Origin of the sequence: Pseudomonas sp. BE134, assembly GCF_031456105.1 — a bacterium.
In the GTDB taxonomy this organism is placed as follows: Bacteria; Pseudomonadota; Gammaproteobacteria; order Pseudomonadales; family Pseudomonadaceae; genus Aquipseudomonas.
On the sequence record NZ_JAVDUA010000010.1, the window covers coordinates 1 to 16,850 of the forward strand.

Below are 16,850 nucleotides of genomic sequence, written 5' to 3' on the forward strand. Positions count from 1 at the left end.
GGCACCCTGGCCAACGACAGCTATAACTCCAGCTACGACAACGCCCAGGAAAAATCCTGGCAGGTGCGCCACGACTACAACTTCGTCGCCCTCGGTGTTCCCGGCCTGACGTTGATGAACCGCTACATCAGCGGCGACAACATCCACACCGGCACCATCACCGATGGCAAGGAATGGGGCCGCGAATCGGAACTGGGCTACACCGTACAAAGCGGCCCGTTGAAGAGCTTCAACGTCAAGTGGCGCAACTCGACCATCCGTCGCGATTACAGCACCAATGAGTTTGATGAAAACCGTTTGATCATCAGCTATCCATTGAGCCTGCTCTAACGGTCATCATTTGATTGGCGATTGCACAATCTTTGTAGCAGCTGGCGCAGCCTGCGTCCGACTGCGCAGCAGTCGCCAAACCAGGCGACTCGGTGTGTCAGTAGGAGCGCGCATTCAGAATTACGACTGCTGCGCAGCCGGACGCAGGCTGCGCCAGCTGCTACAGGGCTGCTTCTTCGCGAATCACCCGACGAATCATGTCCATCAAGGCCTGAGCCACCGGTGAATGCAGGCAGCCGTTGCGGTAGGTCAGGCCGATGGCGCGGGTGGTCTGTTTCAGCCGCAGCGGCAGGATGCACAGTTCACCGGAGGCAATCTCCTGTTCGAGCTGGTGGGCGGACACCGCCGCGAGCATGTCCGAGCGCAGCAACAACCCGCGAATGATCGCCATGTCGGCACTTTCCACCACGGGCCGTGGGGCGGCGATGCCGAACCCGGTAAAGCATTCATCAAGCATTTTTCGGGCGGGGGAGCCGGCGCGCGGCAGCACCCATTGCGTGGAGCCGAGCGCCTGGTGCAGATCGGATTGTGTCGCAAGCGGATGATCACGCCGCGCCAACACCACCATGTCTTCGTTGAACAGCGACTCGCCGCTCAGGTCGCTGGCATACGCTGCCGAGCGCAAGGCACCAAAAATGAAATCGACATCGCCGGCACGCAGTTCCGTCGCCAGCAGATCAAACGGGCTCTCATTGGTGATCACCTGAATGCCGGGGTGTTCGGCCATCAAGCGCACGATCGCTTCGGGCAGGATACGCGTGCGGCCCAAGGGCAGGGCGCCGACCTGCACCACGCCCTGCAATGCACCACGAATGGCGGTGATGTCGGTTTCGATATGACGCAATTCGTTCAGCGCCCGGCGGATCGGAAACAGGATTTCATGGCTGGCCCGGGTCGGCTGTAACCCGCGCGGCGTGCGTTCGAACAGGGTTTGACCACAACCGCTTTCCAGCACCTTAAGCGTCGAACTGACCGCAGGCTGGCTCAGGCCCAAGAGGCTGGCCACGGTCTGCATGTGGTGAGTTTCACAGAGTTTGACGAACACTTGCAGGCGCCGGGCCTGGAACAGGTACAACGGCTCGACCGCCTGTTTGTCGCCGGCGCCAAGCATTCTCGGCACGCTGTCCAGTTCAGCCAGCACACGCCGTGCGCGGGGCAACAAGCGTTCACCAAAATCGGTCAATCGCATGCCGTTGGCGTGCCGTTCGAACAAGGGCACATCAAGCCGCGCCTCCAATTCGGAAATCGAGCGGGTGACCACTGACTGGGCGCGAAACAGCGCCACCGAAGCCTTGGACACACTGCCGTGATCGGCCACCCGGACAAAGGCGCGCACGTGCATCAGGCTGGGAAGTTCAAGGGTTTCCATGGGGGGGCATGCTCGGCTGATCCGCGTTCAGCCGGACTATGCCTCTGCGCTCAAGGGGAGGCAATAAAAAAAACGCATACCTCGAACACTCGAACGCATTACTCCGTCGATGGGCCCCGGTGCGATGCTCTTTCGAACCGCAGGAGGAGCCCCCGCAATGATCGAATCATCCCAAAACGCGCTGGTTGTCAGCGCACACTCTGCCGATTTCGTCTGGCGTGCGGGCGGTGCCATCGCACTGCACGCGCAGCAGGGCTACAGCGTGCACATTGTTTGCCTGTCGTTCGGCGAGCGCGGTGAGTCCGCCAAGCTCTGGCGTAAGGGCGAAATGACCGAGTCGAAAGTCAAAGCCGCACGCCGCGAGGAAGCGCAGGCCGCCGCCGATATTCTCGGTGCCAGCGTCGAGTTCTTCGACATCGGTGACTACCCGATGCGCGCTGACAAGGAAACGCTATTCCGCCTGGCTGATGTCTTTCGCCGGGTCCAGCCGGAATTCGTCCTCAGCCATTCGCTGAAAGACCCCTACAACTACGACCACCCGCTGGCCATGAACCTGACGCAAGAGGCGCGCATCATCGCCCAGGCCGAGGGCTACAACCCGGGCGAGAAAATCGTCGGCGCACCGCCGGTGTACAGCTTCGAGCCGCACCAGCCAGAACAGTGCGAATGGCGCCCGGACGTGCTGCTGGACATCACCGATGTCTGGGACAAAAAGTACGCGGCGATCCAGTGCATGGCCGGTCAGGAACACCTGTGGGAGTACTACACCCGTGTGGCCCTGCAACGTGGCGTGCAAGCCAAACGCAACGTCGGCATCACTTCGACTCGCAATATCGTTTACGGCGAGGGCTACCAGAGCCTCTTCCCGCGTGTGACGGAGAACCTGGGATGAGCGAACACATCGGAAAAACCGGCATTGTGGTGCGCAACATCCCCCGTGCCGAGGCATCGCTGGTGAAAGAGCTGGGACGTTTCGGCGTCGCCACCATCCATGAAGCGCAAGGCCGCAAGGGCTTGCTGGCGTCGAACATCACCCCGATCCAACAGGGAACCGTCATCAGCGGTTCAGCGGTCACCGTGCTGGTCGCACCGGGCGATAACTGGATGTTCCATGTGGCGGTAGAGCAATGCCGGCCCGGCGACATTTTGGTGGTTGCCCCCAGTTCACCGTGCACCGATGGTTACTTCGGCGACCTGCTGGCGACTTCGTTGAAAGCTCACGGCGTGCGCGCGCTGGTGATCGATGCCGGGGTGCGCGACACCCATACGCTGCGCGAAATGGGCTTCCCGGTGTGGTCCCGCGCCGTCTGTGCCCAAGGCACGATCAAAGAAACCCTGGGCTCGGTCAACCTGCCGCTGGTATGCGGTGGTCAGTTGGTCAATCCGGGGGATGTGGTGGTAGCCGATGACGACGGCGTGGTCATCGTGCGTCGCGCCGAAGTGCCGCAGGTCGTTGAATCCAGCCGCGCCCGTGCTGATCTGGAAGAACAGAAGGCCTTGCGCCTGGCCAAGGGTGAATTAGGCCTGGATATCTACAACATGCGTGGCCGGCTGGCCGAGAAGGGCTTGCGCTATGTGGACAGTCTCGACGAACTTGGAAACTGAACATGGGACAAACCCGTATTCCCTGCCTGCTGATGCGCGGTGGCACGTCCAAAGGCGCGTATTTTCTGGCGAGTGATTTGCCCGATCAGCCGGCGCTGCGCGAGCAGGTGCTGCTGGCCGTCATGGGCTCGCCGGACAAACGTCAAATCGACGGCCTCGGCGGTGGCGACTCGCTGACCAGCAAAGTGGCGATCATCAAACCCTCTGCGCGCGCCGAGGCAGACGTTGATTACCTGTTCGCCCAGGTGCTGGTGGAAGAGGCTCGCGTCGATTACGGGCAGAACTGCGGCAACATTCTCGCGGCGGTCGGACCGTTTGCCATCGAGCGCGGTTTGGTGGCGGTGACCGGCGACGAAACCCCGGTGCGAATCTTCATGGAAAACACCGGGCAGATCGCCGTAGCGCATGTCCCCACGCCGGACGGAACCGTGCGCTATTCAGGCGATGCGCGAATTGATGGCGTGCCGGGGCAGGCCGCGCCGCTGATTGTCGAATTCGAGGACGTCGCCGGTTCCAGTTGTGGTGCATTGCTACCGACTGGCAATGCGCTGGATATGTTCGACGGTGTGTACGTCACGTGCATCGACAATGGCATGCCGGTGGTGCTGATCCGTGCCCAGGCGCTCGGTTGCAGCGGTTATGAAAGCCCCGAGCAACTGGACGCCGACGTCGAGCTCAAGGCCCGTATCGAAGCCATTCGCCTGCAAGCCGGGCCGCGCATGAATCTGGGGGATGTGAGCAAGCGTAACGTACCGAAAATGTGCCTGGTGGCGCCGGCGCAAGGGGGCGGGGCACTGGGCACCCGCAGCTTTATTCCGCATCGTTGCCACACCAGCATTGGTGTCTTTGGTGCGGTCAGTGTGGCGGCGGCCTGTTTGATCGAAGGCACGGTCGCGACGGGGTTGGCCAGTGTTGGCGAGGGGGAGGTGCGGCGGTTGTCGATTGAACATCCGACCGGCGAATTCACCGTGGAATTGCGTCTGAAGGAAGGGCAATTGGCCGGTTGTGGGTTGATGCGCACCGCACGTTTGTTGTTCGAGGGCGTGGTGTTCGTTCCGCAAGCGATTTGGTCGTAGTGAAGATTATTGGGCTGTCGCGCAATCTGGGGTTGATCGTGCTGGCAATGGCCATCGCCTTACCTACCTAAAAACGCGACCGCCGCTTGCGCTGGCAAGCCAGCTCCCACAGGGGACTGCGCGGTCCGTCAGTCCTCGTCATCCTGACCCTCAATCGGCCGCAGTTTGAACCGGCAAACATTCCCGCCCCGAACCATGCATTCCGTATGGTCGACCTCACCACCGCCCAATGCACCGATCAAGGCCAGGTCCAGCTCGCACACCACCGGATGAGCGGCAGCGAGGCGGTGGAACACGCAATTGTGCGCGACGATTTCCTTGTCGCCCGAGGAGCGAAAGATCACTTCGGCTTCGTATCCGGCCTGATTCATGTGCTGCACGATTTTGCCTTCGTCTACCACGTGCTGTTCGCGGTCCAGCGCCAGTTTGCGACCCATGCTGCGCATCAGCGACGCGAGCGCTTCGGGTCCGATGATGTCAGCCACTTCGTCGATCAGGACGCTGGCCAGCAACTGATACTGGCGGGGGAACAGTTCTTTCGCATGCTCGGTGAGCCGATACAGTTGCTCCGGACGCCGACCTGTCGGGCGCGTGTCCCCGCGCAGGACCAGGCCGGCCCCCTCCAGCGCCGCCAGGTGCTGGCGAATCGCGGTGCGGGTGACGGCCAATTGCTCAGCCAGCTCGTCAATGCTCATGCCATTGGCATGGTGCAGCAGCGCATTGAGCAAGTCCTGCTGGGTGCGGCCCAGTCCTTCAAGCATGGCGTGTCCTCGCTCGGTATCAGAATTTGTCCGGAAACTGTTTGACCAGTGCCGCCGTCAGCGCGTCGGCCAACGCCTGTATATGAACGCGCATCATGTGCCAGGTGCTGGCTTCGCCGGCATAGTCATGTGCGGCGATTTGATTGATCTGACTGACATGGTGCCCGCCGTGGGCCGATAGCATTGTGACCAATGTGGCTTCAGGCAAGTTGGGGTTGGCTGTGGCCAGGAAAGCGGCAATTGCCTTGGCGTTACTGGTCAATTCGGCGACGGCGGCTTGCTTGCCTTTCGCATCTTTGGCAACGGTGGCGTCGCTGTAGTGTTTCACTGCAGCCCAGTGACCGGCCAGCAGCTTGAGCAGTTGATCGGCGGCAGGCTGGCCGTAAAGCGGGGCGATGCTATTGGCGATTTGGGTGGCGTTGTTGACGACCTGCTCAGCCGCGACTTTGGCTTGCGCCCTGTCGCCTGCCTGGTTGGCAACCACGTAGTCTCTGATCCAGAAAATATGCTCGGCCCACAGGTCGCGCAATGCGAGGCGAGTGGTGAGGGCCGCGCTGTCGGCGGCGGGTGGTGTGGCGGGAGGCGTCTGGCTCCAGACGGGTTGAGCGCACAGCGCCAACAACAATAAAGCCCAGGTTTTGATATTCATCACGGCACCCTCTATTCGTGGGATGGTTCGACAATATCAATTAAAGCATCAATATATGTTTTTATTGGGCCGCAAAGAAACTTGCGGATCAACGGTCGGGTTGATCGTAATTATTGGCGCGCACCACGTTGTGGCCGCAGTGCGCAGTGTAAGAGCAGGACATCAGTAGATGTTTTTCGAGAACAGCGTGAAGGGCGTCTTGATCAGAATCTTGATGTCCAGCCACAGTGACCATTGGTTGATGTAGTTAAGGTCCTGGGCGACGCGCAGCTGCATTTTTTCCACTGTTTCTGTTTCACCGCGATGCCCGGTCACTTGGGCCAACCCGGTAATGCCTGGCTTGAGGCGATGGCGGGCCATGTAGGCGCGCACTTTGCCGGTGTAGTAGATGTTGTGGGTCACGGCATGCGGACGGGGTCCGACCAGGGCCATTTGGCCGAACAACACGTTGAACAGCTGCGGCAACTCGTCGATGGAACTGCGGCGCAGGAAGCGTCCCACCGCCGTAACGCGATCATCTTCACGGGTGGCCTGGCGCACTTCGCGGTCGTCGTGAACGCGCATCGACCGAAACTTCCAGACGTTGATCACTTCACCGTTGCACCCGTGGCGGTTTTGCTTGAACAACACCGGGCCAGGGGAGCTCAGCTTGACGGCCGCCGCGACCATCAACAGCAGCGGGCTGAGCACCATTAGGGCCATGGCCGCCAGGCTGCGTTCGAACAGATCCTTGCAAATCAGGCTGGCGGGGTGCGAGCTGATCAGGCTTTCGTTGAGGTAGATAGCCGGCATCCGCTCGATTTCCGAGATCGAATGGTTGAGTAGCACCATGCTGCCCAAATCCGGGATCCACACCACGTCGACGCTCATGTCCAGCAGGTCGATGTACATGGCTTCGATGGTGGCGGCATGCTCCATCGTCAAGACGATATAGACGCGCCGCACGTTCAGCCGGGTGATGATGTCTCGAATTCCGTCGACCCGGCCCAGTAGCGGCAAATTGCTGGGTGCCGGGCCGCTGTCGTCGGCGGCGATGAAGCCCAGGACCAGTGCGCGGTTCGGCCGGGAAAGTTTTTCCGCCAGATCATGGGCGGTCGGACTGGTGCCGATGATCACCGAGCGGCGTTCATTGCAGACCTTTCGCGAGTGCAACCGGGCGAGGAAATGCAAAGGCAGAAAACTAAGCGCCTGAATCACAAACCCCATCACCGCCCAGACCATGATGACCTGGCGCGAATAAACCGCGCTGGTTTGGGTGATGAAGGCAATGGCCCCTAGAACAGCCAGCAGGATTAGCCAGCCAGCGAGCAATCGGCCGAGCCCGGCCAACAGGCCATGCCGCTTGTGGTAGACCTGCATCAGGCTGTAGATCGGCACCGAGCCGAGCACGGTCAGAATCAGCAGAATCCGGTAATCGCTGGTCAGGCTGCCGACGCGCCACCACACGAGTAGCATCAGCAGCGAGGTGGTCAGCGTCATTGCGCACACCCACTGCCCCCAGAACGTCAGGCCGCGGCGGTGTGTCATGTGAGCGGTATAGAGCGGAGTCATGGGCTTAACCTCAGAGCAGAAGTAGTGCACCAGCACTGGACGGGCAGACACGGCGTGGCTCCCGCAGGCTTTTCCGTAGTTCGGCAGAGGCGAAGCAAGTTTTTTTGTTATGGCGTTGAGGCAGCTTTTTTTATGGCGGACTGTTTGTTGGTTTCTAATGCCTGGAAGTTATCTTTGTAACTTTCTGGTAATAAGAAAGTGGGTGTGAAGTTAAACCACGTTTTTATGAAGTGGGATGTGCCGGCGTTCGAGATCGCTGCTTGGAACACAAATCGTTTGATCGCGATTAAGAAACTGCAACAGGATCATGACCCGCTCGGCCCCAAGCGAAGATATGAAGATGCTCTCCAGTGGCGACAATGGGCCTCCAATGATTTGAAAGTGTTCGCCGGGAGTCAGGTCATGATCGGCGTGCAGTTCCGTGGATTCAACACAGCGCGCACGCAGATGCTCGATGACGCACTCGGCCACCGTCGCAGGACCATGATTAAATTCGACAATGCGACTGACGCCGCGGGTAGAACGTATGGGCGCCCAATTGTCGTTACGGCTGAGGCGGATAAACAAATACCCGGGGAACAGCGATTCCAGCCCGCTGACACGTTTTCCGCGTATCACGCGTTCACTCACCAGCTGCGGGTGAAATATCACATAGTTTTGTTGAAGCAGGTTGAGGTGGGCGCGCTCATCCTGCCGGGGTTTGCATTGCAGAAGGTACCAATTAGACCGGTCGGAACTCTGTGCTGACATGCTGGTAAACTCTTTGAATTGAAAAGTTTAGGCAGGGCAGTGGCTCTATTGAGACCCAGGAAGTTCTAATCGAATAGATTTGTTTTTTTAGAGGTGCGCAGCTGTGTATCGCTAATGAATCACAAAATGCCTCACGAAAGTGCATGAATCAATAACGTGACGCTATATCGTGCATTACATTGACATAAGCTTGAAGTGAACTTTTCAGCGGGCAAAGCTACCGCACGGTCTGCACATGGACCCGCGAAAAAATTACATTGAAAGAGATCTGCCGAACAGTCGCTAACGAGATAGTCTGCACTCGTGTCCTGTACCAACAGACCGGTATAGTTATCGGCCACTCTTGGCGAACTGTCAAACGTTCCTTGTCAAAAAGCATGCCTTTTATCCTATAGAGATTAAGCGGGTGCTTAAGTAATTGTTTTAGCGAGGGTTCACCGAAGTCGGTGAAATCACCGCAACACAAAGTCCACTGGCACCAGCACCGGAGGTAGTTGGGTTTCTCCCATGGCCGTGGGGATTTCCCGCTCGATGGTGCGCACGAATGCGTCGAGGGGCAGATCGTTTCGTCGCGGCCAAAAGGGTCCTCCAGCTCATCGCCACTCGCGTCCAGGCCAAAATACGTGTAGCTGACAATCGCCGTGAAAATCGGAATCATCCAGCCCAGGGGTTCGGCCATGGCGAAGGGCAGGAGGAAGCAGAAAAGGTAGCTGGTTCGGTGCAGCAACAAGGTGTAGGAGTTCGGCCTTCAGCTGTTTCGCATCGCGCGCAGGCTAAGAGCAAGCGGGGGCTGAGTCCAATCACTCTGCGTTACCGCATGATCGATGCGGTCTATGAAAGGGCGCGCACTCATAATCCATCGCCCAGTAACTTGAGGTATTCGGGGCTGGCGGAAAGGGAGTTGTGACCAGCGTCCGGTATCACCTTCAGCGTCGCCACGCCGGGGGCGAAACGGGTGTAGAGCTGCAGCGTGCTTGAGCGCGGTATGACCTCGTCATGCCCGGCGGCGATCAACAACGTTGGCACCGTGATGTGGGCTGCGTATCGCCAGGATTCGAATCGGTCCTTTAACAGCCACTTCACCGGAAACCACGGGAACCGCTGTTTGGCGACGCCTTCCAGGCTGTCGTAAGGCGTGATCAGAATCAGCCGCGACGCCGGGCGTTGACTCGCCAGGCGCACGGCAACGCCTGAGCCGAGGCTGCGACCGACCACTGCAATAGTCGGATGGCGGTTATAGACCGTGTCAAACAAGGTCAAGGCATCGCGCGCAATCGCCTCTTCGGACGGTGAGCCGGTACTGGCGCCGTACCCTCGGTAGTGCATCAAGTACAACGCATGTTCGGGAAACGCCTGCGAAAACCCGGCCAGGTTGCGAGAGACATCCTCGGCATTGCCGCCGAAATAGATCAGCGCATTGGGGCCGTCATGGGGCCGGACAGTCACCTGCACCTGCGCATCCTCGACAGCCAGCGTCAGCAGCGAAGCCGGTGTATCGACGGCACTGGGTTGCGGGAAGTAGATCAGGGCGCGCTGAAACACGAACAAGGCCGCACACAGCGCCAGGTACAACGCGGCAATGATGACGATGGAAAACGCCAGGGTTCTGAACATTCGACTAACTTTAGGGGGCGACATTGATGGCTCTGGAGTCGAGGACCGCTAACACGTAATCAGTGCCAGAGTTTAGTTCAACGGTATCGGGGCACACAGGGGTGGGCCACACAGGCAAATACGATGAGCCACACTGACGGATACACGCGTCGACAACTACTCACGCTGGCTGCCGGTGCTTCGGCGGTTTTCACCTTCGATCGGGCGTTGGCAACTTCTGCGCCGTCGACGGAAACAGGAGGCAAGACCATGCTGACCCGCGCCATTCCATCCAGCGCCGAGCCATTGCCCATCGTTGGGTTGGGCACGTATCGCGGCTTCGATGTCGAGCCTTCCAGCCCCGCCTACAAACAATTGCCGGAGGTGCTCAGCGCCTTGTTCAAGAAGGGTGGCACGGTCATCGACAGCTCGCCCATGTATGGCCGCGCCGAACAGACGACAGGTGAGTTGTTGTCGATCCATGAACCGCGTTCGCCGGCCTTTCTCGCCACCAAGGTGTGGACCAGCGGCCGCGAGGAGGGCATCGCACAGATGGAGCAGTCCTTTCGTTTGCTGCAAACCGATCGCATCGATCTGATGCAGATCCACAACCTGCTGGACTGGAAAACCCATTTGCCGACGTTGCGCCAATGGAAGGAACAAGGGCGCATTCGCTACATCGGCATCACCCATTACACGGCGTCGGCGTACGACGAAGTAGAAGCGCTGCTGAAGGTCGAACCGGTGGATTTTTTGCAGATCAACTATGCCCTGGACGATCGTGGTGCCGAGAAACGCATTTTGCCGCTGTGTCGTGAACGCGGTGTGGCGGTGATCTGCAACCGGCCGTTCGGCGGCGGTGGTTTGCTCGAACGATTGAAGGGCAAGCCTCTGCCCGGGTGGGGCGCGCAAGTGGGGGTCAACAGTTGGGCGCAACTGGCGTTGAAGTTCCTGTTGTCCCATTCGGCGGTGACCTGCGTGATCCCCGGCACCGGTAATCCGCGTTACATGGCGGACAATGCCGGTGCCGGTTTCGGGCCCATGCTCACGGGCGCACAGCGTGAGCAGTTGATCGATATCGTGCGTTAGGGGCGTGGGTAAAACCGTTGCGGGATGTCTTGCTCAAACGGGTAGAGCGAGAAGTAAGGCCTGGCTTCGTCGATCACCTGTTGTACCGACGGCCTGTCCATCAGCCGGTCGAAATAGGCGTTCAAGTGGCTTTGCTCTTCAGGAATCCGCTCCAGCGTACTGGCATAGAAAAGTGCCGGGGCGGCGGCGCAATCGGCCAGGCTGAACTCGTCGCTGGCCAGCCAGGTGCTGGTCGCCAGTTGACGGTCGAGCATGCCGTACACGGTCTGAAGAGTGGAGCGCTGCGGGGTCAGATTGCCGTTCGCACCGATGATGCGATCCAGGACAATGTGTTGCACTGGAGTCTGCAAATAGTTATCGCAGATCCGGTCCCACAGACGGACCTCCAACGCAGTGTCCCAATTCCCCGGAATCAAGCGGGTTTGCCCGGCAAAATAATGATCCAGGTATTCAATGATGATCGTGGATTCCGCCACATCGAACTGAGCAGTGTGATCGCGAAAAACCGGGAATTTGCCGATCGGCCATAGCGCCTGCAACTCTGCTTTTTCTTCAGCGTTGCCCAGATCAATGATCCGTTTTTCGAAGTCGACCCCGTGTTCATAGAGCGCAATCAGTACTTTGTGGCAGTACGACGACAGTGGATGGTAATAAAGCGTCAGTGACATCGTTCAGCTCCTCCCAGGAAGTGGCCTCCCTCAGCATAGTCGCCGTCCGCGACGGTCCGAATGGCGGTGCTAGACTTTTGAGGTTGAGCCCTCACCTGCGGTGTGAGGACGATAAAGCTGGAGGTATGTCATGGCTGTTCATTCGCTGGACAGGGAGCACATCAGCGTTGTGATTCGCAATTATGTAGAAGGGATGGTGTTCGCCGACGAAGTGCTGGTGCGGCATGCGTTTCATCCCGCTTGTCGCATCATTGGTCACTACCATGGCGAGCTGGAATGGTTATCGCTGGATGATTTTGTCAGCGCGATCAGGGCCGAAGGGCCGGCGCCCAAAGAGGTCAAACCGTCCTGGGAAACGATCAGCGTCGATATCACCGGGGATGCCGCCGCCGCCAAAGTGATTGATGACTACGTTGGCATGCGCTTCACGGATTATTTGTCGTTACTGAAAATCAAAGGGCGCTGGATGATTGTTAACAAGCTCTATTACCTGCACGAATAAAACCGCTGCCTGGGAGCCATCGACTCCCAGGCAGCGTTTTTCGCTTAGCGACGATCCAGCCACACGGTCTGCGCATTGCAGAACTCGCGGACCCCGAAGTGCGACAGTTCGCGGCCAAAACCGCTTTTCTTCACACCGCCGAAGGTCACGCGCGGGTCGGACGCGCAGTAGCCATTGATGAACACGCCACCTGTTTCCAGCTCAGCGGCCATCTGTTGGGCGAGTTCGACATTGCCCGTGTAAACGGTTGCAGCCAGGCCGAACTCACTGTCATTGGCCAGCGCCAAGGCATGTGCAGCGTCCCGCGCCGTGATGATCGACGCCACCGGACCGAACAGTTCCTGCTTGAACGAGGTCATCTGATCGGTGACATCGGCGAACACGGTCGGCTCATAGAAGTTGCCTGGGCCTTCAGCCTTCTTGCCGCCCATCAACAGGGTTGCGCCTTCTTCCAGGGTGGCACGCACTTGTTGATCCAGCTCATCACGCAGATCAAAACGGGCCATCGGGCCAATGTACGTGTTGGCGGCCAGTGGATCACCGACCACCAGTTTGCCCGTGGCTTCGACGAACTTGCGCGTGAATTCCTCGACAATGCCTTGCTCGACGATCAAGCGCTTGGCCGCCGCGCAGACTTGCCCGGTGTTCTGGTAACGACCGATGACGGCGGCTTTGACCGCTTCATCAAGGTCGGCATCGTTGAGCACGATAAAGGGGTCGGAACCGCCCAGTTCCAGCACGCATTTCTTCAACGCCGCACCGGCCTGAGCGCCGATGGCGATGCCGGCGCGCACGCTGCCGGTGAGGGTCACCGCCGCGATACGAGGGTCGGCAATTGCGGTGGAAACACCGTCGGGCGTGATGTTCAGAACTTCGAAAACGCCTTCAGGGAAATCGGCGTTCTTGAAGGCTTCCAGAAGCAGGTAAGCGCTGCCCATCACGTTCGGCGCATGTTTGAGTACATAAGTGTTGCCGGCAATCAGCGCTGGTACTGCGCCGCGCAGCACCTGCCAGATCGGGAAGTTCCACGGCATTACCGCGAGAATCGGCCCGAGCGGGCGGTATTCAATGCGCGCCTTGCCGCCTTCAACCAGGGTCGATTCGGCGTTGAGCATGGCCGGGCCGTGTTCGGCGTACCACTCGCAGAGCTGCGCGCACTTCTCGATTTCGCCGCGGGCCTGGGTGATCGGCTTGCCCATTTCCAGGGTGATCATGGTGGCCATTTTGTCCGCACTGTCACGAAGTGCCCGAGCCAGAGCGATCAATAACTGCGAGCGTTGCTCGACGGCTGTTTTGCGCCAGACGCGAAACCCGCCAGCGGCCCGCGCCAGGGCGGCTTGCAGGGCCGCTTCGGACTCGAAAGGGTAGTGGCCGATCTGCTCGCCTGTAGCCGGGTTGATCGAAATCGCGTGGGTAAGGCTGGAAACGCTGTTCATGGCACCGTCCTGCTGGGTGGGGATGCGCTCAGGTTACGGGGGTGTCTATTTTCTGGAAACTGAATAATACTGAGTATAACGTTCACGTTTGGAGAATGACTTGGATCTGGTTCAGCTGGAGATTTTCAAGGCGGTTGCCGAGCACGGCAGCATCAGCGTGGCCGCGCAGCACATCCATCGGGTGCCCTCCAACCTGACGACGCGGATCAAGCAGCTGGAACTGGATCTGGGCGTGGACCTTTTTATCCGCGAGAAAAGCCGCCTGCGTTTGTCGCCGGCCGGCTGGAGTTTTCTCGACTATGCCCGGCGCATCCTTGACCTGGTGCAGGAAGCCCGCGCCACCGTGGCGGGTGAAGAACCGCAAGGTGCGTTTCCCCTGGGGTCACTGGAAAGTACGGCGGCGGTGCGAATTCCCGAGTTGTTGGCCGCCTACAACCAGAAACACGCCAAGGTTGAACTGGACCTGTCCACCGGGCCTTCGGGGACCATGATCGACGGGGTGTTATCGGGGCGACTGGCTGCCGCGTTTGTCGACGGGCCGGTGCTGCATCCGGCACTGGAGGGCGTGCCGGCGTTTGAGGAAGAGATGGTGCTGATCGCGCCGCTCAACCATTCGCCGATCCATCGCGCGCAGGATGTGAACGGCGAAAACATCTACGCTTTCCGCTCCAATTGCTCGTACCGGCACCACTTCGAAAGCTGGTTCACCCAGGACGCGGCGGTGCCGGGCAAGATTTTCGAAATGGAGTCCTATCACGGCATGCTGGCCTGTGTCAGCGCCGGTGCCGGCCTGGCATTGATGCCGCGCAGCATGCTGGAAAGCATGCCGGGATGCACCACGGTAAGTATCTGGCCATTGTCGCAATCGTTCCGGTATTTGCGCACCTGGCTGGTGTGGCGCCGAGGCACGGTGTCCCGCAGCCTGACCATGTTTGTGCGCCTGCTGGAAGAGCGCGGGGTGGTGCAGCCACAACCCTGAACCCACCCCAAAACCCCTGTGGGAGCGGGCTTGCTCGCGAATGCGGACTGACATTCAAAAGGGATGTTGACTGACCCACCGCTTTCGCGAGCAAGCCCGCTCCCACAGGGGATCTGTGGTGGTCAGTAGGATTTGCGGGTACTTGCCATCCCCTCAGCCTGGCCGGCAAACCATTGCATGATCAGCGCGCATGCCGGATGCGATGCGGCCGAGGGTTGCAGGCATAGCGAATAACATCCTCGGGTCTTCAAGGGATGACCAAACGGGACGATGAGCACGCCACGTTCGATCGATTCCTCGGCCAGGCTCATGTCCGTCATGGCCACCCCCAGTCCGCGCGCGGCGGCATCCAGCGCCAATTCATCGAGATTGAAAGGGATGTGGCGGTAATCCTCCAGCGACTGGCCGCCATTGGCTGCCAGCCAGTCGATCCAGGCTTGCTTGTCCGCCGAACGATGCAGCAGCGCGAAACCCCTCAAATCCTCCACCGAGGCCAATGGCCGGGTCGGACTGCCGAGACCGGGGGCACACACCGGAATCAGCGCTTCCTCGAACAGGGTCAGGCATGCCGGATCGCTGGACGGCTCGGGCAGATAGAGGATGTAGGCGTCACTGTCGCTGGCCGGCTCGACGATCTCGGTCGCCACGGTCTCGATCGACAGGGAAATGTCCGGATGATGGCGATAGAAATCGCTCAGTTTCGGCAGCAACCAGCGAACCGCCAGCGACACATGCATGCGTATGCGCAAAGGGCGTTTTTGCGGGGACAGTCGATCTTCGAGGGTTTTCAATTGCTCAAGGATGGTGCGCGCGCTGCCCAGCACCAGTTCACCCTCCGGTGTCAGGCGAAGGCTGCGACTGCTGCGCACAAACATCGGCACGCCGAAGTGGCTTTCCAGTTGCTGGATTTGCCGGCTGACGGCGCTTTGGGTCAGGCACAGCGTGTGCGCCGCCTGCGTAAAGCTGCCGGCTTCAGCGACTTTCACCAGCGCCTGCAAGGCCTGGAGATTGGGTATGTTGCGAATTTTATCCATGCGTTTTCAGAATAGCTCGATGATTTTATAACGTTGGTTGTATCACCGAAGACCTAATAGATTCTAGCCATGACGGCCGCCATCAATCATCGTCCATGCGATTACTGCATGCGCAGGCCGGGAACGACAATCCAGGCAGGTGATGCATGAAAAATGAATGTGGCTGGATCGCGCAAACCGAAAGCATACCGGCGCGTGATCGTCTGAGCGGTTTGCAAAAAGCCGATTGGCTGGTGATCGGTGCCGGCATTACGGGCCTGAGTGCCGCCCATGCCCTCGCACAATTGCACCCTCAGGCGCGCATCGTGGTGGTCGACCGCCAGCGTGCGGCGCAAGGTGCTTCGGCTCGCAATTCCGGCTTTGTGGTGGCCCACGAACACCCGACCAACGCCGAGTTGATCGGCAGTCCGGGGTTTGCCGAGTTTGAAGTGGACACCACCATTTCTCGCGCCGCTCGTGCAGAAGTCGGCGAGATGATTGCCCGCCACGGCATTGAGTGCGACTTCAGGGACTCCGGCTATTTCTTCGCCGTCAGCGACCCCGGCAAGTTGACCCACGTCGAGGAAAAGCTGCAAACGCTGCGAGCACTTGGCGCCTCGGCGCAGTTTCTGGAAGGTGAACAACTGGCTCAAACACTCGGCACTCGGCATTACCGCGCAGCGATCTGGTGCGGCAATGGCAACGCGCTGCTGCAACCGGCGAAATACGTGAAGGGCTTGCTTGATGCGCTGCCCCAGACGGTCACCGTCTACGAAAACACCGACATCACCAGCCTTGAGCGTCTGGATAAAGGAGGTCTGCGGGCCAACGGTGTCGAGGGCAGCGTCGAGGCGAAACAGGTGCTGGTTTGTCTCAATGCCTTTGTGCCCCGCGCGGGCATCCAGGACAGCGGCACCTTTGCCATGGAACTCAGCGCCAGCCTCACGCGGCCGTTGAGTGACGCCGAGTTTCGCGACATGGGCAACGTCGAACCTTGGGGCGTTTTGTCCACCCGTCCCCTTGGCGCCACGGTGCGCCTGACCCCGGATCGTCGCGTGATGATCCGCAACACGGCGGAATACCGTTCGGGGGATTTGTCCGCCAGTGAACTGTCGATCCGCCGTCAACACCATGTACTCGGCTTGCAACGACGTTTTCCCTGGTTGGGCGAGCAAGACATCCAATACACCTGGACCGGACACCTGAGCGCCTCGCGTTCCGGGCAACCGTATTTTTCACAGGCGCAAGAGGGCGTGTTTGCCGTGGCCGGTTGCAATGGTTCCGGCGTAGCGCGCGGCACTCTGTGGGGGCGGTTGCTCGCCGAACTGGCGTCAGGCGTTGACTCGCCGCTGCTCGATTCGGTGATGCGCCGGGCACAACCCGGCTGGCTGCCACCCCGGCCACTGCTCGATATCGGTGCCATGCTGCGAATGCGCGTTGAGGCCATCCGGGCAAAGTCAGAAATCTAAAAAACCGGTT

The 16,850-nt window shown here is 59.6% G+C and carries 17 protein-coding genes and 1 pseudogene; 8 read left to right on the forward strand and 10 right to left on the reverse strand.

Annotated features, from left to right (window positions below; translation table 11 throughout):
• A partial coding sequence (locus J2Y56_RS10350; RefSeq protein ID WP_310349988.1) for an OprD family outer membrane porin occupies positions 1-330 on the forward strand: 330 nt, incomplete at its 5' end.
• A 160-nt stretch (positions 331-490) separates the two neighbouring features.
• On the opposite strand, the gene J2Y56_RS10355 is transcribed toward J2Y56_RS10350, so the two are convergent.
• On the reverse strand, positions 491-1,699 hold the full coding sequence (locus J2Y56_RS10355; protein WP_310337848.1) for a LysR family transcriptional regulator: 1,209 nt from the start codon (positions 1,697-1,699) through the stop codon (positions 491-493).
• 157 nt (positions 1,700-1,856) lie between these two features.
• Between J2Y56_RS10355 and galB the strand changes: the two genes are divergently transcribed.
• The 3 genes from galB to J2Y56_RS10370 are packed head-to-tail and all read left to right on the forward strand — an operon-like array spanning position 1,857 to position 4,380.
• Positions 1,857-2,591, forward strand: a complete 735-nt coding sequence (gene galB, locus J2Y56_RS10360; protein WP_310337702.1) for a 4-oxalmesaconate hydratase — start codon at positions 1,857-1,859, stop codon at positions 2,589-2,591.
• Positions 2,588-3,304: a 4-carboxy-4-hydroxy-2-oxoadipate aldolase/oxaloacetate decarboxylase gene (locus J2Y56_RS10365; RefSeq protein ID WP_310349990.1), complete on the forward strand. Its 717-nt coding sequence runs from the start codon at positions 2,588-2,590 to the stop codon at positions 3,302-3,304. The genes galB and J2Y56_RS10365 overlap by 4 nt, the downstream gene beginning before the upstream one ends.
• Before the next feature lie 2 nt (positions 3,305-3,306).
• Positions 3,307-4,380: a 4-oxalomesaconate tautomerase gene (locus J2Y56_RS10370; protein WP_310337704.1), complete on the forward strand. Its 1,074-nt coding sequence runs from the start codon at positions 3,307-3,309 to the stop codon at positions 4,378-4,380.
• A 128-nt stretch (positions 4,381-4,508) separates the two neighbouring features.
• Here J2Y56_RS10370 and J2Y56_RS10375 read toward each other — a convergent pair whose 3' ends face one another.
• The 6 genes and pseudogenes from J2Y56_RS10375 to J2Y56_RS10400 form a co-directional block, all read right to left on the reverse strand.
• Positions 4,509-5,141, reverse strand: a complete 633-nt coding sequence (locus tag J2Y56_RS10375) for an HTH domain-containing protein (protein WP_310349992.1) — start codon at positions 5,139-5,141, stop codon at positions 4,509-4,511.
• A gap of 19 nt (positions 5,142-5,160) precedes the next feature.
• Positions 5,161-5,790, reverse strand: a complete 630-nt coding sequence (locus J2Y56_RS10380; protein ID WP_310349994.1) for a hypothetical protein — start codon at positions 5,788-5,790, stop codon at positions 5,161-5,163.
• Between the two features lie 162 nt (positions 5,791-5,952).
• The gene (locus J2Y56_RS10385; RefSeq protein WP_007944967.1) at positions 5,953-7,341 is read right to left on the reverse strand and encodes an undecaprenyl-phosphate glucose phosphotransferase; all 1,389 of its coding nucleotides are present in this window, start codon (positions 7,339-7,341) and stop codon (positions 5,953-5,955) included.
• Between the two features lie 210 nt (positions 7,342-7,551).
• The gene (gene rfaH / locus J2Y56_RS10390) at positions 7,552-8,091 is read right to left on the reverse strand and encodes a transcription/translation regulatory transformer protein RfaH (RefSeq protein ID WP_007944966.1); all 540 of its coding nucleotides are present in this window, start codon (positions 8,089-8,091) and stop codon (positions 7,552-7,554) included.
• A gap of 452 nt (positions 8,092-8,543) precedes the next feature.
• A pseudogene (locus J2Y56_RS10395) lies at positions 8,544-8,836 on the reverse strand (bestrophin family ion channel); the annotation flags it as partial.
• 104 nt (positions 8,837-8,940) lie between these two features.
• The gene (locus J2Y56_RS10400) at positions 8,941-9,729 is read right to left on the reverse strand and encodes an alpha/beta fold hydrolase (RefSeq protein WP_310349997.1); all 789 of its coding nucleotides are present in this window, start codon (positions 9,727-9,729) and stop codon (positions 8,941-8,943) included.
• Positions 9,730-9,828: 99 nt separating this feature from the next.
• Here J2Y56_RS10400 and J2Y56_RS10405 point away from each other — a divergent pair, with 99 nt between their 5' ends.
• Positions 9,829-10,773 carry an aldo/keto reductase gene (locus J2Y56_RS10405; RefSeq protein WP_310350000.1) on the forward strand — a complete coding sequence of 315 codons (945 nt, stop codon included), beginning with the start codon at positions 9,829-9,831 and terminating at the stop codon, positions 10,771-10,773.
• Here J2Y56_RS10405 and J2Y56_RS10410 read toward each other — a convergent pair.
• Entirely contained in the window at positions 10,770-11,441 is a 672-nt protein-coding gene (locus J2Y56_RS10410) for a glutathione S-transferase family protein (RefSeq protein ID WP_310337713.1), read from the reverse strand. The genes J2Y56_RS10405 and J2Y56_RS10410 overlap by 4 nt on opposite strands.
• 130 nt (positions 11,442-11,571) lie before the next feature.
• Between J2Y56_RS10410 and J2Y56_RS10415 the strand changes: the two genes are divergently transcribed.
• Complete coding sequence (locus J2Y56_RS10415) at positions 11,572-11,943, forward strand: nuclear transport factor 2 family protein (protein ID WP_310350001.1); 372 nt, start codon at positions 11,572-11,574, stop codon at positions 11,941-11,943.
• Positions 11,944-11,987: 44 nt separating this feature from the next.
• On the opposite strand, the gene J2Y56_RS10420 is transcribed toward J2Y56_RS10415, so the two are convergent.
• On the reverse strand, positions 11,988-13,379 hold the full coding sequence (locus J2Y56_RS10420) for an aldehyde dehydrogenase family protein (protein WP_310350002.1): 1,392 nt from the start codon (positions 13,377-13,379) through the stop codon (positions 11,988-11,990).
• 100 nt (positions 13,380-13,479) lie between these two features.
• On the opposite strand from J2Y56_RS10420, the gene J2Y56_RS10425 reads away from it, so the two are divergent.
• Positions 13,480-14,358: a putrescine utilization regulator PtrR gene (locus J2Y56_RS10425; RefSeq protein WP_310337716.1), complete on the forward strand. Its 879-nt coding sequence runs from the start codon at positions 13,480-13,482 to the stop codon at positions 14,356-14,358.
• Positions 14,359-14,480: 122 nt separating this feature from the next.
• Here the strand turns inward: J2Y56_RS10425 and J2Y56_RS10430 are convergent, their stop codons facing one another.
• Positions 14,481-15,392: a LysR substrate-binding domain-containing protein gene (locus J2Y56_RS10430; protein WP_310350004.1), complete on the reverse strand. Its 912-nt coding sequence runs from the start codon at positions 15,390-15,392 to the stop codon at positions 14,481-14,483.
• Between the two features lie 146 nt (positions 15,393-15,538).
• Between J2Y56_RS10430 and J2Y56_RS10435 the strand changes: the two genes are divergently transcribed.
• Positions 15,539-16,840: an FAD-dependent oxidoreductase gene (locus J2Y56_RS10435; protein WP_310350006.1), complete on the forward strand. Its 1,302-nt coding sequence runs from the start codon at positions 15,539-15,541 to the stop codon at positions 16,838-16,840.
• Positions 16,841-16,850 lie beyond the last annotated feature (10 nt).